Origin of the sequence: Sorangium sp. So ce302 (genome assembly GCF_051530145.1) — a bacterium.
GTDB classification, from domain to species: domain Bacteria; phylum Myxococcota_A; class Polyangia; order Polyangiales; family Polyangiaceae; genus Sorangium; species Sorangium cellulosum_B.
Genome location: NZ_CP150326.1, coordinates 2,838,918 through 2,861,256, shown reverse-complemented (window position 1 = coordinate 2,861,256; position 22,339 = coordinate 2,838,918). Strand labels below are relative to the sequence as shown.

The following is a 22,339-nucleotide window of genomic DNA, read 5'->3' as shown; positions in this document are numbered from 1 at the left end:
TGGAGGCTAGCGGAGCGTGGTCCATCGGAAGCCTGTCACCCTGCTGCACCTGTCCGATCTGCAGTTCGGCCCGCACCATCGCTTCGAAGGGCCGAGCTCGCCGGGCAGTCTCCTCCAGCGCCTCCGCGACGACCTCGATCGGCTGCGCGAGGAGGAAGGAACGCGCCCGGACCTCGTTCTCCTCACCGGCGACCTCACCGAGTACGGCATGAAGTCGCAGTTCGATCAGCTCCTCTCGTTCGCCCACGGGCTGACCGAGGTCACGGAGCTGCCGCCGCGCCGGGTGGTCGTCGTGCCCGGAAACCACGACGTCAACTGGAAGCTCTGCCAGGCATACTTCGCGGAGCGCGAGGGCAACGAGGAGCGTCCGTTGCTCCCGTACTGGCCGAAGCTGCGGCCTTATGCGGAGTTTTTCGCCCGCTTCTACGAGGGGCAGACGGGGATCCAGTTCACCGAGGCGGAGCCGTGGACCCTGTTCGAGTACCCCGACCTCCGGGTGGTGGTCGCCGGCGTGAACTCGGCGATCGCCGAGAGCCATCGGCCCGAGGACCACTACGGCTTCATCGGCGAGCAGCAGCTCCGGTTCTTCGCGGGCAAGCTGCGGCCTTACAGGGAGCAGGGGTTCCTCAGGATCGCGGCGATCCATCACGATCCGCTCCATCCGGGCGAGAACGACACCGCGAGGCAGGACGCGAAGGACCTGAAGGGGATGCTCCGGCCCTACCTGAACCTCGTGGTGCACGGGCACCTCCACGAGGAGCAGCTCGGGTGGCTCGACAACGACGTGCCGGTCCTCGGGATCGGCAGCGCGGGCGTGAAGGTGCCGGAGCGGCCGCCGGAGGTGCCGAACCAGTATCAGATCGTGCAGGTCTACCCGGATCGGCTGGCGTACGGCACGCGGGCCTATGTCCCGGACCAGAAAAGGTGGATTGGGTGCTTGAGATCCGACCCGGAGGGGCGCGCGTGGCGCATCGAAAAGAGGGTGGGGTTCGAGCGGGTCGACGGTACGTTCTCCGGAAGCGCTGAAGCCGTTGCATCCCCGCTTGCCGATCTCGCGCAGATGGTCGATGCGTACCGCCGTCACTGGGCAGACTTCTACCGGCGGGAGACGTTGTTCGACCTGGCGACGATGGGCGAGGACGCGGACATCCCCGCAGGGCTCGACCTGCTGCACGTCTTTCTGCCGCAGACCGCGCGCCGTGAACCGCCCCGTCTGGATCTGCCGCGCGACCTCGGCGGCGATCTCGACGACGACGAGCGGCTCGGCAAGCTCCCGCAACGAACCAGCGCCGACGATGCGCGGCATCGCACGGCCATCGTTGGTCCACCGCAGCCAATCGATCGCGTCCTCACCTCGCTGGGAGAACCCTGGGTTCTGATTCTAGGCGCCCCCGGGGCAGGCAAGAGCGCTCTCACCCGCTGGCTCGTCCTCAAGCTCTGCACGCCAGGCGAGTCACTCGGCGACCTGCCCGCCGACCTCGTGCCGGTGCGTATCGAGCTCCGGCGGTTCGATCTCCACTATCGTCAGTGCCGGCAGGCGGGCCGGTCGTGCGACTTCTTCGACTACCTCGACGAGATCCACCGGGAGCGCAACCTCTCGCTCCGTGGAGAGTCGTTGCGCCGCCTCGCCGAAGCGGGACGGCTCCTCTGGCTGATCGACGGGCTCGACGAGGTGGCGGACCCGCACGCCCGGCGGGACTACGCCGCCATGATCGTAGGCGTGCGCGACCGCTACGCGGGGCGCGGCGTCGTGACGAGCCGGATCGTCGGCGCTCGCCTGGCGCAGCCGCTCTTCCAACAAGCCGGGCTCGCGACCTACACGCTCCAGGAGTTTGATGAGCGGCAGATCGATGCCTTCCTGGAGCGCTGGCACCGGCTCGCCTTCCCCGGTGCGCCGGAGGCCGCGGCGCGACGGCTTGAGCGCCTTCGTCAGACGCTCAAGGAGAGCAGGCCCGTTCGCGAGCTGTGCAGCAACCCTCTGCTGCTCACGCTGATTGCGCTGCTCAACCGCGGCGCGGAGCTGCCCCGGCAGCGGCACCGGCTCTACGAGCGCGCCGTGGACCTCATGGCAGAGCAGTGGGAAGCGAACAAGCCTCTGGCCTCAGCCGGCGCGATCCAGTTCGATCTGGCCAGCAAGAAGCGATTCTTGCGGAGGCTCGCCTTCCTGATGATGACCGAGCTCGCAGGCGGCAGCGGTAACGCCGTCCGACAGCGGGACCTGAGCACCTTCGCGGCGTCCTTCTGCGCCGAGGCGTACGGGATCAGGGCCGAGGAGGCGCAGGCCACGGCTGAGCATCTCATTCAGCATCTGCGGGAGAGGAACTACATCCTCGCGTTGATCGGCGGGCAGACATTCGGGTTCGTGCACAAGACGTTCCTGGAGTACCTCGCCGCAGCGGAGATCCATGCGCGCTTCCGAAGCCATGAGTGGGGGCTCGACGAGATCAAGGCAGTATTCAGGAAGAACTGGCAGGACCAGGCGTGGGAGGAGACGCTAACCCTGCTCTGCGGGATGATCGAGGAGGAGCGCCCGCAGCAGGTGATCGAGCTGCTGCAGTCCGTTCTCGAGGACGTGGATCCCTTCGAGGATCATCCAGTATATAGCTTCGTATCGTTTGCGGTCCGATGCCTGGCCGAGATCCGGCTGCTCGATCAGGAACCTGTTCGTTCCTTCGCGCGCAAGCTCACGGATTGTATTCTCGGATATCACTTTGCACCCTGGTTCTTAATGGACAAGCTGCCCGCAGCGCTCCGGCTACGCGGACCGGAATGGCCGGACGCCGCGCGCATCGTCGCCGCAGCACTCGAAGCAAAGTCTCAACAGAAGCAAAACAAAACTCTTTTCGTACTAAACGAATGCGCATTTGCAGTTAGCACAAAACAAGAACGCGTCACCCGATTGACAGAGCTCGCCTTCAATCAAAAATCCGAGTTCCGCCTCATCAATGGAGTCATGGAAGCAGGGCGCCTGGGAGAATGGACAGCAGCCGAGGCATCCTCACTGCATGACGTCGTAGAGAAGCTCAAAGAACCGGCGAAGACAAGAGCGTCGATCGCGCTCCTCGACAGCGGCATGACCTGGGCTGCAAGCTCCGTCGCCGCTGTCATGCGTGGCCGCGAGGATCCACGCTTGCGCTACTCTGCGGCGCTCGCGCTGCTACGTATCCCCGAGTGGCGAAGCGAAGCGGTAAGCATCGTGGTAGGCGCGATCCGCTCCGCGCATGGGCCACTGTCGGGCGTGGACGTCGAACTCTTGCTGAAAGCTGCGGAGGAACCGTCTCTTCGCGAGCAAGTGCGCTCTTTATTATACATGAAACGCATTCATGTGAGAGATAGGGAGGAAATCGCCCGGGAACTCGCTTTGCATTGGCATGATGAGGAAGCCCTCTCGATCTGGACGAAGGCGATCTTCACCAAGGGAGACGAATCGTTATTCACCGGCGTTGACGCTGTCATGCTCGAGAAATTGGCCCGCGAGCACACCGGGGTGCAGCGAGCCTTGTCGCACGCGCAGGATGACATTACCAAGGTTAAGAGGCTCTGCCCAAGGATAGTTATCGCGCAGTGGATGGCCGGCCGCAACGACCCGCGTGGCATAGAAGCGCTGCGCGAGATGGCGTTCTCGGACTCGTTATTCGCCCGGATCCGCCATCTCGCAGCGGAAGCCTTGCTCGATGTCCCTTCAGTACGCCGGCTTGGTGTCGACGCGCTAGTCCTGCTCGTTCATGAGGGGACAGACCACTACAGCGACGATGCATTCTTTGAGCTGCTCCAGCGCGCGCGCAGTCTGCCAGAGGCACGGGCTGGGCTTTGGCGTCTCCTTGAGGGCGAGCTCCGTGACGATCGTCGGCTGACGGCGTGTCGAAGGCTCGCATCTCGCGAGGGTGAAAATCGAACCGAAGCGATCCAGCATATTCGCCAGCTCGCGGCTGCTTCGAACGACGAAGCCGTTCGCGTTCACGCCGCCGCGTATCTCCGTGACACGGGCCACTCCGAGCCAGAATGGCGCGCCGTCCTCGTTCATCTCGCCCGGCACGCCAAGCGCGGTTCCACCCGCCTCCTCGCCGCAAAAGCGCTCCGCGACGAGGGCCGCATCGCCCGCATCGCTGCACGCGCTAAGAGCGCCAAGGTTCGCACGGCGGCCTCCGCCGCCCTGGAGGATCTGCGCATCTACCGCGCCCTCCTTCAGGTCGGCCGCCCGCGCCGTGGAGTCGTCTCGCTCGATGGCACACGTGCCGGCGTCATCGAGGAGATCCCCGGCGGCTCCCGCTTCATCTACGACCGCTCCTACCTCGCCCGTCCCGGCGCCATCCCCCTATCTCCGACGCTCCCTCTCCGCCCCGATCCCTACGACAGCCGCGGCCTCCACCCTTTCTTCGAGAACCTCCTCCCCGAAGGCTGGCTCCTCGATCAGACGTGCCGCAAGCTCGGCCTCGACCGCACCGACGCCTTCGGCCTGATGCTCGCCACGTGCGCCGACTGTGCCGGCGCCGTGGAGATCGTGCCGGACAAGCTCTCGGTGGCCGCGTAGCCGCATGAGCGCCTGCCTGATCTGCCTGGGCGAGAGCCCTCCCGACGACTCCGGAGGCCGTTACCACCGCGCCTGCCTGCGCCAGCTGTTCGGTGTCGAGGAGGCCCCGCGGATCGATCTGGATCTCCTCCACCTGCCAGCCCGGATCCAACCCGAGATCGGCAAGATGTCGATCTCCGGCATGCAACGAAAAGCGCTCATGCGGCTGTCGAAGGACAGGAGCTGCCTCGAGGTCGCCGACAAGAGCAGCCGTTACATCCTCAAGCCGCAGCTCGAGCGGCACGCCCATGTGCCCGAGAACGAACACGTGAGCATGCGGCTCGCCGTCCTCGCCGGCGTGCGGGTGCCCCGCCTCGGCCTGTTCCACCTCGCGGACGGGAGCTTGGCGTACGTCATCAAGCGCTACGACCGCACCGGCGGCACGGAGCCACGCAAGCTCCATCAGGAGGACTTCTGTCAGCTCGCTGGTCGACCGGCCCACGAGCGCGATAAGGGTACCGCGGCGGAGTGCGCGGGCATCGTGGCGCGGTACTGCGGTGAGCCCGAGGTCGAGTTGCGCCGGCTCTACCGGCACATGCTCGTCGCCTACTGGATCGGGAACGGCGACATGCATCTCAAGAACCTGTCTCTCCTGCGCGGAGCCGATGGCATCTATCGACTGGCGCCGGCCTATGACCTGATATGCACCTGGATCTACGGCGACAAGACGCTGTCGTTACCCCTCGGCATCCGCAACAAGGATCTGCGTCGCGATCACTGGCTTGACCTCGCCGAGCAGCACATGCGCCTCCCACGCGCTGAGGCCTCGACGGTCATCGACGCGATGCTCGGCTGCACGAGCGAAGCGCTGGTCTTGCTGCAACGTTCGCCGATGCCGGAGGAGATGCGGAAGAGCTATGCGCGCCTTCTGAGGAAGCGAAGCCGCGCGCTCGCATGACGGCAGTGCATTCCGCGCCCCGGAGCGCCTCTCATCGGGAAACCGTCGATCCATCGGCAGGCGTAGGCTCCCGCCGAGGGTATTCGCAGGCAGCGCGGGAGATGGACCGCCGTCCGGGTGCTGATAAATTGAGAGAGCGGTAGGCCCCCGGAGAGGGTGTTCGTGGGGCGGCGCGGGGGACGGACCGTTGTTTGAGCCCAATTGACGTTATATCTCCGGCGTGCACAGCGCGCCGGAGATAGAACGTCAATTGGGCGAGTTCGGTGGGGCCCCCGCGCCGCCCCACGAACACCCTCTCCGGGGGCCGGGCAGTCCAGGAAGACCTCCCCTCCGCTCCGCTCCGCCCATCTCCCGGGACCGCGCCTCCCGGCGACATCCCCTTCCGCTTCCGCCCGCCCGGACACGCCTCCGCGCTCCGCTCCCCTACCCCGTCTTCCCCGCCGCCTTCCGCTTCAGCCCGACCAGGAAGATCTCCACGCTGCTCGCCCGCGTCCCCTCGGGCCGGATGCTCCGGACCTCCTCGCAGAGGTTCCGCAGCGCGTCCCGGGCCTTCACGAAGTCCTCGCTCATGAAGATCTTGCCGACGAACGCCCCGCCCGGCGCGAGCAGCGCCTCGGCCACGGCCACGGCGCGCATGAACAGCTCGTAGCTCCGGGCCTGGTCGGCGATCTTGCTGCCGCTCGTCGCGGGCGCCATGTCCGACAGCACCACGTCGTACGGCGCGAACTGCGCGAGCGCCTCGTTCGTGAGCGACAGCGCGTCCCCCTGCACTACCGTCGCCTGCGGGCCGAACGCCGCCGTGATCGGCGACAGATCCACCGCGAGCAGCTTGCCCCCCGCGCCGATCCGCTGCGCCGCGTACATCGACCACGACCCCGGCGCGGCGCCCAGGTCGAGCACCCGCTGGCCAGGGCGGAGCAGCCGCACCCGGCGATCGATCTCCTCGAGCTTGAAGACGCTGCGCGCAGGATAGCCCTGCGCCTTCGCCGCCTTCGTGAAGGCGTCAGGCCGCTTGTACGGGTTCTTCGGCTTCTGCGACACGGAGGGACACTCGGCGGGCACGACCGGCGGGGCGCTCGCTCATGGGAGCTGCCCCGCCGGCGGCCGGGATCAGCCGCCCTTCTTCTTGCCGGTCGGCTGCTGCACCGGCACGATCCCCTTGCCGCCGCGCTTCTTCACGGCGCCGCGGATCGTCACCACCTGGTTCTTCGGGCCGGGGACCGGACCCTCGATGAGGATCAGGTTGTCCTCGGGGAGGAGCTTCACGATCTTGAGGTTGAGCGCGCTCACCGTCTCGTCGCCGTAGTGGCCGGGCATCTTCAGGCCGGGCAGCGTGCGGCCGGGGGTCATGTTCGTACCGATCGAGCCGCCGTGGCGGAAGTACTCGTGCGTACCGTGCGAGCTGACCGCGCCGGCGAAGCTCCACCGGCGGATGACGCCGCTGAAGCCGCGGCCGCGCGAGCGGCCCTGCGCGTCAACCCGCTGGCCCACCTCGAAGATCTCGTCGACCTTGAGCGCGGTCCCGATCTCGTACTTCGCCGCGTGCTCCGGGCTGCAGCGCAGCTCGCGCACGATCCGCTTCGGCGTCTGCCCCGACTTCTTGTACGCGCCGGCGACCGGCTTCGTCGTGTGCTTCTCCGCCCGCTCGCCGAGGCCGAGGATGAGGGCGCTGTAGCCGTCCTTCTCGAGCGTGCGCTTGCCGATGACGACGCAGCCCGCCTGCACGACCGTGCAGCGCAGGACCTCGCCCGTCTCGTTGAAGATCTGCGTCATGCCGATCTTCTTGCCGATGATGCCGGGATGCTGATTCATGATGGGATCGCCTTGCTCGCTCCGTCTGGGGTGGCTGAAACAGGCTCCGCGCGGCGCGCCGCGAGAGCGATCCCCTCGGCGCGCCTCGTCACGAGCCGGTTCGGAGCGAAGAACCGGGGCGGCTTCCCGCCGGGCACGTTGGGGGGCGCAGAGCTTACTCACGGGGCCCCCAAAGGGAAGCGAAAACCACCGCCACAACGGTAATACAGACCACATCCAACCGAGACGCGTCGCGTCGCGTCGCGTCGCGTGGCGTGGCGTCACGTCCGCTCGGACATTGTCCTTCCGAGCAGACATTTCCTGTCTCTCCCTGCCATCGAAGTTCGAAGGAGCGGGCCTCACATTGGGTCGTCGGAGGTCAGGGATGACAGACATCATCGCTCACGGTGAGCCGCGCGACGTCGAGCGCCTCATGGATCGTTACTGGTTCCTGCTGAGAGGCGAGGCGCACGGCGCCGGCGAGGACAGCGCGAGCGCGGCCCGGACCCGGGTGGTCCGCGACGGCGAGTTCGTCGTGGTGAGCATCGAGGCGTCGGTGCTCGGGTGGCCCGAGGGGACGCTGCTCTTCAGGTTCCGATCGGAGGTGGCCCCCTGCGCCGAGTGCGTCGAGCGCGCGGCCGCGATCGCGCGCCACCGGACGCGCGGCATGCTCCGCTCGGGCGACGTGCGCGAGATGCTCCGCTTCGCCGTCGCCCGCTGCGCCGCCTCCGGCATCGACCTGGCCCACGCCGGCGCGCGCGCTCGAGGCGACGGGGCGCGCCGGGACGACGCGCCGGGCAGCGCGGGGGAGCCCGCCTCGGGGAGGCGCCGCGCGGCGCAGGACGCGGGCGGCGGCGCGAAGCGCTACGACGCCGAGCTCTGGCTCATGCTCTGACAGCGCGCGCGTCTCGCAACGGGCGCGGCCGCGTCACGAGCCGACCACGTTGATGGTCGCCTTGACCATCGCCATCCAGCACTGAAGCACCATCTTCCCCTCCTTCTGCGGGGTGATGGCCACCTCGACCTGCGTGTTCAGCGGCAGGTCCTTCTCGATCTTCAGATCGGGAATCGCGATCGCCTTCAGACACTCGCTCTTCGTCGTCCGCGTGAAGCGCAGCACCACGGGCTCTCCCTTCTTCAGCTCGATCGTCGACGGGGAGAACCCGCTGTCGTTCACCGCGATGTCGACGCGCTTGACGTTCGCCGGCGCGGCGAGCTCGGCGGCCGCCACCACCGGCGCCTCCTCGGCGGGCTTGTTGCAAGCGAGCAAGGAGAGCGATGAGAGCGATGAGAGGGAGAGGGCAAGCGTGGCGACGAGGAGCTGCAGGCTCATGGTCAGCGCGTTCTTACCCGGCCCAAATGGCGCGTCAAGCCGCCCTCCAGCCGTCCGCCCCGGGCGAGAGACCCAAGGGAGGTCGGGCGCAGACGGGCGCGCGCCGCGACGTGAACGCAACGCGGCCGGCTCAAACGTGGCGGCCCGAGAGGATCTGCAGAATCGACGAGAAGAGGTTGATGAAGTTGAGGTAGAGGTCGAGCGCGCCGCCGACCGGGTCCTCTTCGCTCGAGTGGAGCAGGCGCGACGTGTTGTAGAGGACGTATCCCCCGAACACGAGGACGGACACGCTGGCGATCGCGAGGCCGAGGAGCGTGCTCCCGAGCAGGGCGTTCAGCAGCATCGCGCCGAGGACGACCATCGCGCCCATCACCAGCCCGCTGGCCATGAACGACAGGTCCTCCCTCGAGAGGAAGACCCCCAGCGTGAGGCTCCCGAACGTGAGGACCGTCAGGATGAAGGTGTCCCGCACCGGGGCCGACGACAGGGTGCCGCCGAGGCCCGCCGCCGCCTGGGCCATGTAGAGCGCAGGCGCTGCGGTGACGCCCAGGACGGCCGCCATCCCGAAGAGCGCGAGGACGTTGACCCCGGGGATCTTTCGCACCGCCCGCGCGCCGAACATCACGCCGAACACGACGCCCATCGAGAGGATCGGGTGCTGCGCGAAGAGCTCGACAAGCGGCGGCATCTCGCGCCCCAGTGTCCCCTCCTCCACGTCCGGCGCCCCGATGTACAGCGCGCACATGGCGCCCAGGGAGGAGACGACCAGGCTCGCCGTGAAGAGCCCGTACACCTTCTTGAGAAAGTCGATCCGCAGCGCCAGCTTCGGGCTGGCCGATACGCTCGCCCCGAGGGGACTCGCCTGGCGTGAGTTCATCTGCTGCGCCCCTCCTTCAGGGCGTTTCGCCGCGGCTGCACGAGCGCCTAGTCGTGCACCATTCACCACGGACATGCAACACCGCCATGGCGAAGCCCTCGGGCATCTGCCGCCCGCAAAAAAAATCACGTTCCAGCGGCATCGCGCGCGCACGGAGGGGCCGGCGCGGCGTGAACCGGCGTGAACGGCGCGCCGACATCGTGTAGCTTCCGGCGAAGAGCAGCCCGGATCCAGAGAAAATCCTCTCGATTCCGGCCATGGTAAGCCCACATCCAGAGAATCATCTCTCGGTTCAGGCTAAAAGCAGCCTGCATCCAGAGAATCATCTCTCGATTCCGGTTAAATACGGCCTGGATCTAGAGAAATGTTTCTCGGCTACGGCGAAGAGCAGCCCGGATCCAGAGAAAACGCTCGGCTGCGACGACAACCCGCTCGGCTGCAACGCCGGCGCCGAGCGACAGCGCCGTCGACCTGGCTGCGCGCGCTGTGGGAAGGAAAGCAGGAGAACGAACTCCTGTCTTCTCGGAGGTCCGGAAGAACGACCGCGCACGCCTCCCAGCGGACCCGGAGCACGACCATCACGACCCATCACCAATCGATGCCTCGGAACAAGCACCTTGCCGGGCCCCAGCGCTCACGCCGGGCAGCAGAAATGTGCCGCGCCCGGGCGCGCTCCGTCCCATGCAGCGACGCCGCGGTGGGCGCCTGCGCGCGGCCCGTTGTCGCGCGCCGCACGCTCGTGTACGAAGGACAGCGAAGGATCACGAGCGCGCCGCGCAGGCTTGGGGAGGACGAGGTTTCATGAACGTCACGACGATCGCCGTTGCCGACGTCGAGCCCGCAACGGCGCCGTTGCCGGGATTCGATAGCGAAGCTGCGGTGCAGAGCCTGCTCGTCTCGAAGATCGAGGCCTCCTACCGCCACCGCCTGCCCCTCGTGGGACGCACCGACCTCCACCCGCTCGTCCAGGCCGCCTATACCGCCTTCACCCAGCGCTATCCCCTCGTGCTCTCGCCCGACGTGGTCTGGCTCTGCCTGGCGCGCGGCTTCACGTTCCACCTCGCCGCGAACGACGAGCATCGACGCCGCTTCCTCCCCGACGATCACGAGTTCTCGCTCGTCGTCGATCGCCCGGACTTCACCCTCGGCGAGGTGAACCCGTGGCCAGCTTTGTTTCCGGACTTTTCCAGGCAGGTTTCGGCGCGGGTCGGCTCGCTGCGGGACCTCGTGACCTCCAATTTCTCCACCACGGGGCCTGTCGAGCGGGTGTCGTCGGAGCTCACGGTCGCGACCCCGCTCGCGCCGCACTACGCGTGGGAGCCGCCGTTCCCGGGCGACATGGTGTTCCCGCAGCGCGGGATCCCGCGCGTGTACCTGCTCGGCACGTCCGACGACTGGCGCTGGGTGCGCCAGCGCGTGGCGATGCTCGGCTCCGTCGGGCAAGATCGGTGGACCCGCGCGCTCCTGCCCGTGCTCGACCAGATCGCCGCCTCGGCGGAGGGGCGCGCCGACACGATGTTCTGGCGCGCGTTCTTCAGGTACGAGAGCTCGTCCGACGAGCTGACCGGGTGGATCCACGTGCTGTTTCCCTACCTGCGCGCGTGGCCCAACGACTACTTCGCCCCGAATCCCTATCTCGAGAGCTGGCACGAGCGATGGCTGACGGCGGAGGCCCGGAGCGACGCGCTCGGGGGCCTCGGGAACCCGCAGGGACCGGGGCTCTCCGAGCTGCCGCCCGGCCTGACCAGCGCCCAGCTGCGCTTCATCGACGGGAGCAGGCGCGAGCACCCCATGGAGTTCATCAGCGGTCTCATCGGCGTGACGCAGGATCCGCACTCCCTCGCGCTGCTGCCGGAGTTCGTCTGGGCCATCGCGCACCAAGCCCCCGAGTCGGCGGCGCAGCGCCCCGCCGAGGCCTCGTGAGCCACGCGGCCCCGTGAGCCGCGCGCTCGATCACGACGATCGCGGCGAGCGGTTCGGCGTGGACGGGCGGCTCCCCCTGACATAGGATTGTGCGGTCCGCGACACGGCGACGCCATGCGTCGTCGATCACGCTCGGAGGCTCCAGTGTCCGGAGGCAAGTTCGCGCTCCTCGAAGTACCGGATCTGAATGGTGGGGAACCGTCCTACCTGCGCCTCGGGGCCGCCGCGCCGCTCGGCGAGAGCGCGGGCGACGATCTCGCCGAGCGGATTCAGAGGTTCACCGACGACGACCGCAAGCGGGACGGCTCGCCCAATTTCGTGCCTGTGGGCGAGCGAAAGGCCGAGACCGCGAAGCTGCACACGAAGGGCGGCTGGCGCGATCACACCGACGGCAACCGCATCTCGACCACCAAGGGCGACAAGGTCGAGGTGATCGGGGGGAACTACCGCCTGCTCATCCTCGGCCGCGGGGAGCACCAGGCGGGCTGGGACGTGTCGGGAGGGCACGTCACCGAGGTCAGCGAGACCTTCGGCGGCGGCACCACGATCGAGTGGGTGCAGAACTACGGCGGGACGTGGAAGGTGGTCGAGACGACCATCAAGGGCGAGGTGCACACCCTCTACCACGGCGACGTCTACGACTATTACTTCGGGAAGATCAAGGAGAGCCAGACCGGCACGGACACGTTCCCCACGCTGAATGTCACCGACGATTTCATCGATGACAAGAACCCGCCCTCGCCCCAGGCGATCCCGACGGAGAACCCCACGATCGTCGACAGGACGTGGGCCAAGAGCATCTCGTCCTATACCGGCTCGGAGAAGCTGCCGGTGCCGTCGATCACCGACGAGACCTGGGCGGAAGTGATGGTGTCGAAGACGAACGCCACCTCGATGACCGACGAGACGACGGTCAAGGCGGAGTCGAAATCCACCATGAAGGCCGCGTCGATCACGTCGTCCACCAAGGTCGATGGGACCATGGATGACCACACCGAGGCCGACATCATCAAGAGCTACACGAAGGCGAGCAAGATCATCTCCGAGACCCACGCCGACACCGAGGACGATATGTACGGCGACGCGGACTCCTACACGAAGGGCGACAGCAAGACCGTCGTCGAGGGGATCGAGACGACGATCAACCTCGGCATGGTCAACGAGGTCGTCCTGGGGGGGATGATCGAGGCGACGCTCGGCGCGGAGGTGACCTTCACGGCCGGCGGCATCGTCGACGTGACCGTCGGGCTCAAGGCGGATTTCAGCTTGACCGGGAGCATCGACGTCTCCGCCGGCCCCACACTCGAGATCAGCCCGGCGGGCGTGGAGCTCCACATGAGCAAGACGGAGATCGCGCTCGCCAACAAGATCGTCTCGGCGTTCAACCTCTTCGTTTGAGGGCGCGAGCACCACGCTCCACGCGCCACCGGATACGGAGCTCCCATGGCCGGCGATGGCAAGTACGGTATCCTCCATGTGCCTGATTTCGGCGACGGCATGTCGTCGTACCTGCGCATCGGCGCGGCCGAGGGCGACGAGTACACCTGGCGAGATCACACCGACGGCAACCGGGTCATCACCACGCGGGGCGACAAGGTCGAGGTCATCGGGGGCACCTACAAGATGACCGTCCTCGGCCGCCGCGAGTTCGAGGGCGGCTGGAAGGCGGAGGACGGGCAGATCAACGAGAAGAGCATCACCTTCTACGGGTCGGGCGAGTTCGACTTCATCCAGGGCCCCCGCGGCGAGAAGCGCCTGCGCGAGAAGACCGTGAAGGGCGAGGTGCACACCACCTACCACGGCGATGCCTTCGAGTTCCATTACAGCAGCAAGATGGAGAGCGTCACCGGACACGACAGCCCGCCGCGCAACCTGGACGAGATCACGGACCCCTGGGGGCTCCCCCGATCAGGCGTCCTCGGGGAGAACCCCACGATCGTCGACAGGACGTGGGCCAAGAGCATCTCGTCCTATACCGGCTCGGCGAAGCTGCCGGTGCCCTCGATCTCCAACGAGACATGGGCGGACACGATGGTGTCGAAGACCCACGCCACGTCGATGACCGACGAGACGACCGTCGAGGGACCGTCGAAGTCGACGATGAAGGCGGGGTCGATCACGACCTCGACCACGGTCACCGGGACCGTGGATGACCACACCGAGGCCGACATCATCAAGAATTATACGAAGGCGAGCAAGATCATCTCCGAGACCCACGCCGACACCAAGGACGAGAAGTACGGCGACGCGGACTCCTACACGCAGGGCGACAGCAAGACCGTCGTCGACGGGATCGAGACGACGATCAACCTCGGCATGGTCAACGAGGTCGTCCTGGGGGCGATGATCGAGGCGACGCTCGGCGCGGAGGTGAGCTTCACAGGCGGCATCTCGGCCAGCGCCACGATCGGCCTGGAGGCGTCCGTCACCGTCGCCGCGTCCCTCGATGCCAGCATCGGGCCCACGCTCTCGATGGGGACGGAGAAGCTGAAGGTCACCCTGGACCGGGGCAAGGTCGTGCCCGTCCGCACGAACATCGCGGCAGTCCACCTCATGACGTGACGCGCACGCGCGACGACCCTCACGGATGGCGAACAAGAACCTCACCCCGTTCCTCTTCGGCAGCAAGGTCACCTCGCGGAGGCCGCCCCAGCCGGAGATGACCCTGATCGTCCGGGCGAAGTTCACCCTCACGCCCGGAGCGCCGCTCTCCCTGCCCGAGGGCCACCCGGCGCTCGCGCAGGAGACGCTGCGCGGCGACGTGTTCCACGACGACGATCACGAGCAGACCGGCGAGTGCCTGTACCCGAGCGATCTGGCGGACTTCAAGCCCCACGCCGACGTGCTCCTGATCGGCACGTGCCACACGCCGGGCAAGGCGCGCATGACCGAGTGTCCGGTGCGGTTCGGCGTGGGGTCCTGGTCGAAGATCCTGCGCGTGGTCGGCGAGCGCGTGTGGATGGATGGCCTGCTCGGGCCCGCCATGAGCGATCCCGTGCCGTTCGACCGGATGCCGCTCGGCGATCGGCGCAGCTTCGGAGGGCCGGGGCACCCGCTCAACCCGGTGGGCAGGGGCCAGGGGACGCGCGAGCTCCCCAACGTCGAGGGCGCGGACGATCTGCTGCTGTCGCGCTCGGATCGGCCGGCGCCCGCGGGGTTCGGGCCCCTGTCGCCGAACCGGCCCGATCGGCGCGCCCGGGTCGGGAAGAACTACGGCAAGGCGTACCGCGAGCAGCGAGCGCCCTACTTCGCCGACGACTTCGACTGGACCTATTTCAACGCGGCCCGGCCCGATCAGTGGCTCCCGTACCTGCGCGGGGACGAGGAGCTCCTGTTCCAGAACCTCCACCCGGACGCGGAGGTCTTCCGGTCGCGGCTGCCGGGCCTCCGGATCCGCGTGTTCGCGAACGACGCGGAGCGCGGGTTCCGGGAGGTGCCGATGCACCTCGACACGCTGCTCGCCAACCTGGACGAGGGGGCCCTGTTCCTCACGTGGCGCGGCCTCACGGAGGTGACCGACGACGACCTCTCGCGCGTCACCACGCTCGTCGCCTCCGAGCCGCTCGACGGGCCGGCGCTGCCCGAGGAGCATTACCGCGAGATCCTCGCGCGCTTCGAGGCCGATCCGCTCGAGATCGAGGAGCAGCTCGCGCCGGAGCTCAAGGAGGAGTGGGGGGCGCTGCAGGCGCTGCAGAAGAAGGGCGACGGCGCGGCGCCGCGCGACGGCGGCGGCGCGGCGGGGCTCGACCCGCTGTCGGCGCTGCTCAAGGCGCGGCTCGGCGACGTCGCGAAGCCGCAGCAGGAGAGGATCGGCCGGGCGATGGCGGCGCTCGCGGGCATCGCGTTGCCGGGGGGCAAGGTCCTCGGCAGCGTCATCGCGGAGGCGCTGCGCAACCTGCCGAAGGCCTCGCAGGCCCTGCCGCCGATGAGCTCCGACGCGTCGCCCGTGCTGATGGACGCGGCGCTCCGGACGGCCTTCCGGCGCGTCGCGCGGGCGGTGGAGGAGGCGAAGGCGCTCGCGGCCGCGCGCGGGACCCAGGTCCCGGCGCTCGCGGCGTGGGACAAGCTCGCCGGCGATCCGAAGCTCGCGTCGATGGGCCTCTCCATGGCCCCGCCGCGGCCGCCCGGGCAGATCGGGCCGGGGAGCGACCTCCGCGACCAGGACCTGAGCGAGCAGGACCTGAGCGGCCGCGACCTGACCGGCGCGGACCTCACGGGCGCCCTCCTCACGGGCGCCAACCTCCGGGGCGCGAGGCTCACGCGCGCCCTCCTCAAGCAGGCCGTGCTGTTCGACGCCGACGTGAGGGAGGCCGATTTCACGGGCGCGGACCTGAGCCTCGCCACCCTGCAGAGCGCCTGGGCAGAGCGCGCCGTCTTCCGCGGCGCCACGCTGGAGGGCACCACGTTCGACGGCGCGCGGCTCATGGAGGCCGATCTCTCGGGCACGCAAGGGTCGCAGCTCGTCTTCTCGAGGGCGGACATGACGGGGGCCGTCGCGCGCGGGGCGGCGTGGGCCGTTGCCTTCCTGGAAAGCACCGTGCTCGAGCGCGCGGACCTGTCGCAGGCCTCGCTCACGCGGTGTTTCGTGTCCAAGGTCAAGGGCGCCTCCGCCACGTTCGCGGGCGCCACCCTGACCGGCACGAGCTTCTCCGGCTCCGACCTCACCGGCGCGGTCTTCACGGGCGCGCGGGGCGACGGGAGCGTGTGGATGAGCGCGACCCTCACCGACGCGGATCTCAGCCTCGCCGTGCTGACGGGCGCCCTCTTCAGCGAGGCCACGGCCGACGGGGCGAGCTTCTTCGGGGCCAACGTGCGGGGCGCCCGGTTCGACCGGGCAAACCTCACGCGCGCCGACTTCACGCGGGCGAACCTCTTCGAGGCGGACCTGCTCAAGGCGCGGGTCCCGGAGGCGAAGTTCGTCGACGCGAACCTCTACGATGCAAAATTCTACGAGACCTCGGGATCCGGCTGTGATTTCAGGGGGGCGAACCTGAAGAAGTCGACGCTGGAGCGAGATCGATGACCCCGGACGAGCTGAGGGCGCTGCTCCAGGCGGGCGAGGCGCTCGAGGGCAGGACGCTCGGCGACATGGATCTGCGGGGGGCCGACCTCCGCAAGGCGCGGCTGCGCGGCGTGAAGCTCGGGCGGGTGCAGCTGGAGGGCGCGGACCTCTCGGGGGCCGATCTCCGCGGCATCAAGATGGCCTGGTGCGCGCTCCGCGGCGCGGACCTGTCGGGCGCCGATCTCCAGGGCGCGGCCATCGCCCAGAGCGACCTCTCGGGCGCGAACCTCGCCGGGGCGAACCTCACGGGGGCGAGCCTGGTCCGCGGGCAGCTGACCGGGGCGAACCTGCGCGGCGCGCGGCTCCAGGAGGCGAACCTGGCCGAGTCGAAGCTCGCGGGGGCAGAGCTGTCCGGCGCGACCCTGAAGGGCACGCGGCTCGACCTCGCCGACCTGTCGGGCGCGGCGCTCGACGGGGTGACCGTCTCGCAGTCGTCGTTCACGCGGGCGGACCTCTCGGGCGCCTCGCTGTCGCAGGCGCGGATCGAGGGCTCATCGTTCACCGAGGCGAACCTGACGCGGGCCGATCTGTCGGGCGCCGAGCTCGACACGGTGGTGTTCCTGAAGGCCGATCTCCGGGAGGCCGTGCTCCCGAAGAAGCTCACGAAGACGGTGTTCGACGGCGCGCGCCTCGGCCGGCTCGACCTCTCCGGGGCGGACCTCGCGGGCGCGGCGCTGGAGGGGATGGACTTCGCGGGGGTGAGCTTCGAGAACGCGAACCTCACGCTGTCGTCGCTCCAGGGAACGGACCTCCGGGGCGCGAGCTTCCGGGGCGCGACGCTCGACCAGACGGTGCTCGCGAACTGCGACCTCACCGGCGCGGACTTCCGGGGCGCGACGCTGAGGTCGTGCATGCTGTACCGGGCGCGGCTGCCGGGCGCGGATCTCTCGGGCAAGGACCTCGAGATGGTGGTCTTCAAGGAGGCCGATCTCTCGGGCGCCGACCTGTCCGGGTCGCGGCTCGTGCGCTGCATGCTGGAGGGGGCCAACCTGACGGGCGCGAACCTGACGCGCGCGCTCGTCTCGCAGACCACGCTGCGGACCGCGGTCGTGGAGGGCATCACCTTCGAGAAGGCGATCTTCGACTGCGTGGACTTCTCCGGCGTGGACCTGACGCGGGTGTCGCTCTCCGGGCTGACCCTCTCGCGGTGCTTCTTCGCGCTCGGGAACCTCTCGGGGATGGACCTCTCGGGGTGCAACCTGTCGAACTGCGACTTCACCTCGTGCAACCTGGAGCGGACCCGGCTCGACGGCGCCATCCTGGCGAACGCGAACTTCAAGGGGGCGAACCTGCGGCAGGCCTCGCTGGCGGGCGCGATGGCGAAGGCCGCCTTCTTCGGCGAGGGCGTGCTCGCCGGCGCCGGGCTGACGCAGGCGATGCTCCGCAATGCGATCTTCGTGAAGGCCGATCTCTCGGGGGCGAACCTCGCGGGGGCCGACATCCGCGAGACGGTGATGCACGAGGTCCGCGCTGCCGGGGCGCTGTTCGTGGGGGTCAAGGCGCACCACGCCGATCTCTCGCACGCGGACATCTCGGGCGCCGACTTCACCGGCGCGGACCTGCACTGGGCGAACCTGCACCACGTCCGCGACGAGAAGACACGTTATCTCGACGCCAACCTCGCCACGGCGAGGCGCACGGACGTCGATCGGCTCGAGGCCGAAGCATGGATGCCGCCCGAGCGGCGCTCGCAATGAAGGAGGAGCGATGTCGATGGGAGCCATGAAGGAGAGCGATCGCGCGGCGGCCGTGCGGGTGGATGCGGCGGCGGGCGAGGAGCACGCGCCTCGGGCGTACGGCGCGCACGGCTCGCGCGGCGCGGACGTGCATCGGATCGGCCTCCCGCGGGCCGGGGGCGCGGCGGCCGACGACGCGGGCCAGGACGGCGCCGCGGCGCTCCCGAGGGAGTACCTGGGCCCGGGCCGGGTCACGGCGGCGGAGGGGGGCGCGATCGCGGTGGAGCTGCCGGGCGGCCAGCCGGTCGCCGTCGAGATGGCGCTCGCGCTGCCCTACGAGCCCGCCGTGGGCGACACGCTGCTCGTCATCGGCAGGGAGGAGCGCTACTACGCCATCGGCGTGCTCCACGGCGCGGGTCGGACGGTGCTGTCGCTCCAGGGGGACGTGGCGGTGCACGCGAGGGACGGGGAGCTCTCGCTGTCCGGGGACAAGGGCGTCGCGATCCGGGGGCCGGAGATCGAGGTGCAGGCGGGCAAGATCCGGATGATGGCCGACGCCGTGGTCCAGAGGTTCACCTCGATGGTCCAGCGGGTGAGCGCGCTGCTGAGCGTTCAAGCGAGCGAGTCGCACACGATCGTGGAGAAGACGGCCTTCACGAAGGCGAAGAACGCCACGATCCTGACCGAGGAGACGGTCACGGTGAACGGCAAGCAGATCCTCTTGGGATAGGAGGCCGGCGCGATGCTGCCTGCGAACAACAAGTGTACCGGCATGAGCGCCGGGTTCCCCGACGTGTGCATGTCGCCTGCGTTCGGCCCGTTCCCGTTCCCCAATTTCGACCCGAACGCGGTGAAGTTCCCGTTCTCGTTCAACGTGTGGTTCTCGATGGGGCCTGCGCTGAGCCTCCTGGCGCGCGCGATCCTCACGATGGGCGATTGGCTGGGAACGCTGCACTGGACCTTCATGGGAACAGGCCAGTACACGTTCGGCAACGTGCGGGTCTTCATCAACTATGCCCCCGCCACGTCGCTGCTCTCTCCGAGGGCCGGCAACAATTACAACTGCTTCATCGGCGTCCAGGTGTTGCCGAGCGTGACCAACGTCTTCATCACGTACAACGCGGGCAGCGCCGGGGGCGCGCGGCCCGCCGGCGCCCCGATGCTGGCCGATCTGGACGCGCTGGTCGCGTCGCTCCACCCGTGCGGCGGCGCGTCGCCCGTCGAGAGCGTCCAGCTCGAGCCGGGGGTCGGGTACGTGAAGATCCGCACCTTCTCGCTGGACGTGCCCGCCCGGGTCCACACGGCGGTGAGGGCGCTCGAGGCCGAAGGGCTGGAGACGCTCGTGCTGGATCTGCGCGACAACCCCGGTGGGGAGCTGACGGCGTTCGTCGAGCTCGCGGGCGACTTCCTGGAGCCGGGGAGCGTCCTCGGGAGGGCGATCGACGCGGACGGCGACGAGATCGTGTACCGGTCGAGCCACCGGGATCCGTGCCGCGCGCCTCTGTGGATCCTGGTGAATGGCGGGACGGCGTCGGCGGCGGAGCTCTTCGCCGGCTGCCTCCAGTGGCACGGGAGGGCGGTCGTGGCGGGGGAGCGCACGTACGGGAAAGGAACGGCGCTGAAGGTCGCGGCGGATCCCGAGGATCACGCGCCGGTGCTCGCGCCGGCCGCGAGGATGGTCCTGCCGGGCGGAGAGCCGATCCACGGGACGGGGATCCGGCCGGATGTCGAGCTGGGAGCGATTGAAGGGGCCGATCGTGGCGGGGAGCGGCGATCGCTGATGGACTTGATCGCCGGCGCAAAGGCCTGAGCGCGATCCGCCGCTCGGCTCAGGGGCGTACCGCGAGGTACACGGTGCTCCAGAGCTGCACCGCGTTCGACTCGTCGTGGTGCAATCGCTCCGCGCCGAAGGGGACCAGCTTGTAACAGCCGCCCTCGAAGGCCCAGCTCCAGAGCTCCCGCGTGCTCGCCTCGCGCGTCGCCGCGATGACCTCCCAGAGCGCGCTCCGCGCCCGCTCCAGCGCGCCCCGCGCGCGGGGCGGCAGATCGCCGCGGCCGAGCTGCCGCTCGACGCCCGCGGCCAGCATCGCCTGCTGCCACGACCACGTGACCGTCCCGTGGTAATGGGCCGCCGTGAAATCCCTCTGGATCGCTGGATCCTGCGCGAACGCGGGGTTCGCGACCAGGATCCCCACCGGCGTCCGCAGGCCGGCAGGGAACGGGCGGATCAGGCGGCCCGCGATCTCCTCCAGCGCAGCGGGCGGCGGCTCCGTGAACAGGAGGACGAAGCTGTCGTCGGAGTGCATGATGGGAATCGGCTTCCCCTCGTTGTCGAGCGCGACGGCAGGAAACGAGAGCGTCCCCGAGATCGACGCGAGCGCCGGCGCCGCGTCCAGGCCCAGCGACGCCGCATAGGACGACACGCGCCGCCTGGCCTCGTCCTCCGGCAGCTCCACACGGAAGAACACGCCGGCGTCCTTCCACGCGCGCGCGAACCGCTCCGCCCGGCCGGCGCGCTCCGCGTCCGCGCCGAGCAGCGGGCTCGCGAGCAGCCGCGCCGACGCGCGGAGCGCGGCCGGAACCAGCGCGGCGTTCACGTCGTAGGGGATCCGGCCGCCCGCCAGGCCCTCCTGGCTGTCACGCCACTCGCCCACCTTCGTGCCCGCCTTGAGCCCGATCAACGTCATCGGATCCCCCGTCTCGGCGAACGGGGCGGCGAGGTGGATCACGAGCGCCACGTTCCGCGCGAGCGCCTCCGCGTACGTGTCGCCCCCCGGCGTCCGGCGCGACAGGAACGCCGCCGCGCGCTCCCGGCCGGCCGCGCTGCCGAGGAGATACTCCGCGGCGACCGGCGCGAGGAGGAAGTCGTCGTCGATCATCTTGTAATCGTAGACGGGCTCGCGCAGCGCCCCGGGGATGCCCGAATCGAGGTGCATGAACGCCGCGTACTCGCCGATCGCCTCCTCGTGCGCGACCTCACCGGTCAGGCTCAGCCGATCGAGGACCGAGCCGATGCCCGCCTCGACCACCGCCGGATCGAGGACGGGCAGGAGCATCCTCACCGCGAGCAAGGTGTCCCGGCCGAAGTACGTAAGGAAACGCCAGGACCCGGCCAGCAGCTTCTCCCGGTACGCGAGGAAGCCGAGCGCCTGTCGGTGGCGCGGGTCGTCGCTGGCGCGCTCCGTCACGAGCTCCTCGAGGGGCACCGGCGTGAGCGGCGCCTCGTCCGAGAGCGCCGTCACCCGGACACGGAGGCCGCTCGGCCCTGCCGCCAGCTCGATCCGGCCGTCGCTCCCGAGCGCGGCCGTCGTGCCGTCCTGCGGCTCGATGAGCAGCTCGAGGTGATGATCGCCGTCCAGCATCGTGCGCCGCACGGCGATCGCCGCTCCTCGCTGCGAGGCGAACACCTCGACGTCGTTCCCGAGCCAGGCCGGAACCTCGGCGTCGCGCCCCACGTCACGGAGCGTACGGACACTCCCTAGGAGCACCCGATGGACACGCAGCACCGGCGCCTCGCTCGCAAGGAGCGCCGACACGCCGCGCATGACGCCGGGCCGCTCCACGCGCTCCACGTCAGAGACGTCCCCCTCCACCGAGAGATCGACCGGCGCGGGCAGAGAATCGAACCACACAGCGATTCCCATGTTCCCTGCCGGAAAAGCGACGATGAGCCGCGGCGACACGCCCGACGTCGTCAAGAGATGGGCGGCGATATGACCACGACGGAAGAAGTGGTTGTCTATCTGGCCTTCTTGCAGATCGAAGGCCAAGAGCTCAGCAGGTGGCGGCGCGGAGGGCGCCTCGCCGTGCGGTGCGCCGGAGACACAGGAGGCGGCAAGCAGCGTGGACAAGGTGGTCCCCCTCAGAAATCGCTCGATCTTCGTGGGCCTCGTGGGCACCGCGGGACCGTACCCAGCCGGGGCGCGCCTGCCAAGGACCAAGGGTCTTCGCTGGCCGCCAGCTTACGTCTCCGACGCGCTGGCCGTTTATCGCGAGTTTTCAGCGAATTTACCCAGGTAGAGCGGATTCGGCAGGGCGCGTGGGAGGGCGCCACCACGACCTCACTCCGCGCGGCACGTCTGGCCCCGGGAACGGACGCAACGGACGCAACGGACGCGACGAACGCAACGGACGCGACGGACGCGACGGACGCAAGGTGCAACGGACGCAACCTGCGCAACCTGCGCAACCCTACACAACGGACGCGAC

General features: G+C 69.0%; 15 protein-coding genes. 10 read left to right on the top strand and 5 right to left on the bottom strand.

Annotated elements, in window-relative coordinates; translation table 11 throughout:
* Nucleotides 1-16 precede the first annotated feature (16 nt).
* Nucleotides 17-4,531, top strand: coding sequence for a HipA N-terminal domain-containing protein (locus WME73_RS11140; RefSeq protein ID WP_437915656.1), 4,515 nt, complete (start codon nucleotides 17-19; stop codon nucleotides 4,529-4,531).
* Nucleotides 4,532-4,535: 4 nt separating this feature from the next.
* Nucleotides 4,536-5,468 carry a type II toxin-antitoxin system HipA family toxin gene (locus tag WME73_RS11135; protein ID WP_437915655.1) on the top strand — a complete coding sequence of 311 codons (933 nt, stop codon included), beginning with the start codon at nucleotides 4,536-4,538 and terminating at the stop codon, nucleotides 5,466-5,468.
* Between the two features lie 423 nt (nucleotides 5,469-5,891).
* Here WME73_RS11135 and WME73_RS11130 read toward each other — a convergent pair whose 3' ends face one another.
* Nucleotides 5,892-6,509 carry an SAM-dependent methyltransferase gene (locus tag WME73_RS11130; protein ID WP_044968202.1) on the bottom strand — a complete coding sequence of 206 codons (618 nt, stop codon included), beginning with the start codon at nucleotides 6,507-6,509 and terminating at the stop codon, nucleotides 5,892-5,894.
* Nucleotides 6,510-6,578: 69 nt separating this feature from the next.
* A complete protein-coding gene (gene rplC / locus WME73_RS11125) occupies nucleotides 6,579-7,280 on the bottom strand; it encodes a 50S ribosomal protein L3 (RefSeq protein WP_437745441.1) in 702 nt (233 codons plus the stop codon).
* Between the two features lie 364 nt (nucleotides 7,281-7,644).
* On the opposite strand from rplC, the gene WME73_RS11120 reads away from it, so the two are divergent.
* Nucleotides 7,645-8,154, top strand: coding sequence for a hypothetical protein (locus WME73_RS11120; protein WP_437915654.1), 510 nt, complete (start codon nucleotides 7,645-7,647; stop codon nucleotides 8,152-8,154).
* Between the two features lie 33 nt (nucleotides 8,155-8,187).
* Here the strand turns inward: WME73_RS11120 and WME73_RS11115 are convergent, their stop codons facing one another.
* The gene (locus WME73_RS11115) at nucleotides 8,188-8,592 is read right to left on the bottom strand and encodes a cupredoxin domain-containing protein (RefSeq protein ID WP_437915653.1); all 405 of its coding nucleotides are present in this window, start codon (nucleotides 8,590-8,592) and stop codon (nucleotides 8,188-8,190) included.
* A gap of 130 nt (nucleotides 8,593-8,722) precedes the next feature.
* Nucleotides 8,723-9,469, bottom strand: a complete 747-nt coding sequence (locus WME73_RS11110) for a Bax inhibitor-1/YccA family protein (RefSeq protein ID WP_437745438.1) — start codon at nucleotides 9,467-9,469, stop codon at nucleotides 8,723-8,725.
* An 801-nt stretch (nucleotides 9,470-10,270) separates the two neighbouring features.
* Here WME73_RS11110 and WME73_RS11105 point away from each other — a divergent pair.
* The 7 genes from WME73_RS11105 to WME73_RS11075 all read left to right on the top strand — a co-directional run bounded on the left by WME73_RS11105 (nucleotide 10,271) and on the right by WME73_RS11075 (nucleotide 19,940).
* Complete coding sequence (locus WME73_RS11105; RefSeq protein WP_437915652.1) at nucleotides 10,271-11,392, top strand: DUF4419 domain-containing protein; 1,122 nt, start codon at nucleotides 10,271-10,273, stop codon at nucleotides 11,390-11,392.
* A gap of 144 nt (nucleotides 11,393-11,536) precedes the next feature.
* Nucleotides 11,537-12,790: a hypothetical protein gene (locus tag WME73_RS11100; RefSeq protein ID WP_437915651.1), complete on the top strand. Its 1,254-nt coding sequence runs from the start codon at nucleotides 11,537-11,539 to the stop codon at nucleotides 12,788-12,790.
* Between the two features lie 45 nt (nucleotides 12,791-12,835).
* Complete coding sequence (locus tag WME73_RS11095) at nucleotides 12,836-13,954, top strand: hypothetical protein (protein WP_437915650.1); 1,119 nt, start codon at nucleotides 12,836-12,838, stop codon at nucleotides 13,952-13,954.
* Between the two features lie 25 nt (nucleotides 13,955-13,979).
* Nucleotides 13,980-16,415, top strand: a complete 2,436-nt coding sequence (locus WME73_RS11090; RefSeq protein ID WP_437915649.1) for a DUF2169 family type VI secretion system accessory protein — start codon at nucleotides 13,980-13,982, stop codon at nucleotides 16,413-16,415.
* Nucleotides 16,412-18,151: a pentapeptide repeat-containing protein gene (locus WME73_RS11085; protein WP_437915648.1), complete on the top strand. Its 1,740-nt coding sequence runs from the start codon at nucleotides 16,412-16,414 to the stop codon at nucleotides 18,149-18,151. The genes WME73_RS11090 and WME73_RS11085 overlap by 4 nt, the downstream gene beginning before the upstream one ends.
* A gap of 16 nt (nucleotides 18,152-18,167) precedes the next feature.
* Nucleotides 18,168-18,860, top strand: coding sequence for a DUF3540 domain-containing protein (locus WME73_RS11080; RefSeq protein WP_437915647.1), 693 nt, complete (start codon nucleotides 18,168-18,170; stop codon nucleotides 18,858-18,860).
* Between the two features lie 12 nt (nucleotides 18,861-18,872).
* On the top strand, nucleotides 18,873-19,940 hold the full coding sequence (locus WME73_RS11075) for a S41 family peptidase (RefSeq protein WP_437915646.1): 1,068 nt from the start codon (nucleotides 18,873-18,875) through the stop codon (nucleotides 19,938-19,940).
* Nucleotides 19,941-19,959: 19 nt separating this feature from the next.
* Here WME73_RS11075 and WME73_RS11070 read toward each other — a convergent pair whose 3' ends face one another.
* Nucleotides 19,960-22,029: a hypothetical protein gene (locus WME73_RS11070; protein WP_437915645.1), complete on the bottom strand. Its 2,070-nt coding sequence runs from the start codon at nucleotides 22,027-22,029 to the stop codon at nucleotides 19,960-19,962.
* Nucleotides 22,030-22,339 lie beyond the last annotated feature (310 nt).

Bases quoted from the DNA above. Each gene is read 5' to 3' on its own strand.
- WME73_RS11105 (WP_437915652.1), top strand. From the start codon at position 10,271: ATGAACGTCACGACGATCGCCGTTGCCGACGTCGAGCCCGCAACGGCG.
- WME73_RS11075 (WP_437915646.1), top strand. From the start codon at position 18,873: ATGCTGCCTGCGAACAACAAGTGTACCGGCATGAGCGCCGGGTTCCCC.
- WME73_RS11085 (WP_437915648.1), top strand. From the start codon at position 16,412: ATGACCCCGGACGAGCTGAGGGCGCTGCTCCAGGCGGGCGAGGCGCTC.
- WME73_RS11110 (WP_437745438.1), bottom strand. From the start codon at position 9,469: ATGAACTCACGCCAGGCGAGTCCCCTCGGGGCGAGCGTATCGGCCAGC.
- rplC (WP_437745441.1), bottom strand. From the start codon at position 7,280: ATGAATCAGCATCCCGGCATCATCGGCAAGAAGATCGGCATGACGCAG.
- WME73_RS11115 (WP_437915653.1), bottom strand. From the start codon at position 8,592: ATGAGCCTGCAGCTCCTCGTCGCCACGCTTGCCCTCTCCCTCTCATCG.
- WME73_RS11090 (WP_437915649.1), top strand. From the start codon at position 13,980: ATGGCGAACAAGAACCTCACCCCGTTCCTCTTCGGCAGCAAGGTCACC.
- WME73_RS11120 (WP_437915654.1), top strand. From the start codon at position 7,645: ATGACAGACATCATCGCTCACGGTGAGCCGCGCGACGTCGAGCGCCTC.
- WME73_RS11135 (WP_437915655.1), top strand. From the start codon at position 4,536: ATGAGCGCCTGCCTGATCTGCCTGGGCGAGAGCCCTCCCGACGACTCC.
- WME73_RS11080 (WP_437915647.1), top strand. From the start codon at position 18,168: ATGGGAGCCATGAAGGAGAGCGATCGCGCGGCGGCCGTGCGGGTGGAT.
- WME73_RS11095 (WP_437915650.1), top strand. From the start codon at position 12,836: ATGGCCGGCGATGGCAAGTACGGTATCCTCCATGTGCCTGATTTCGGC.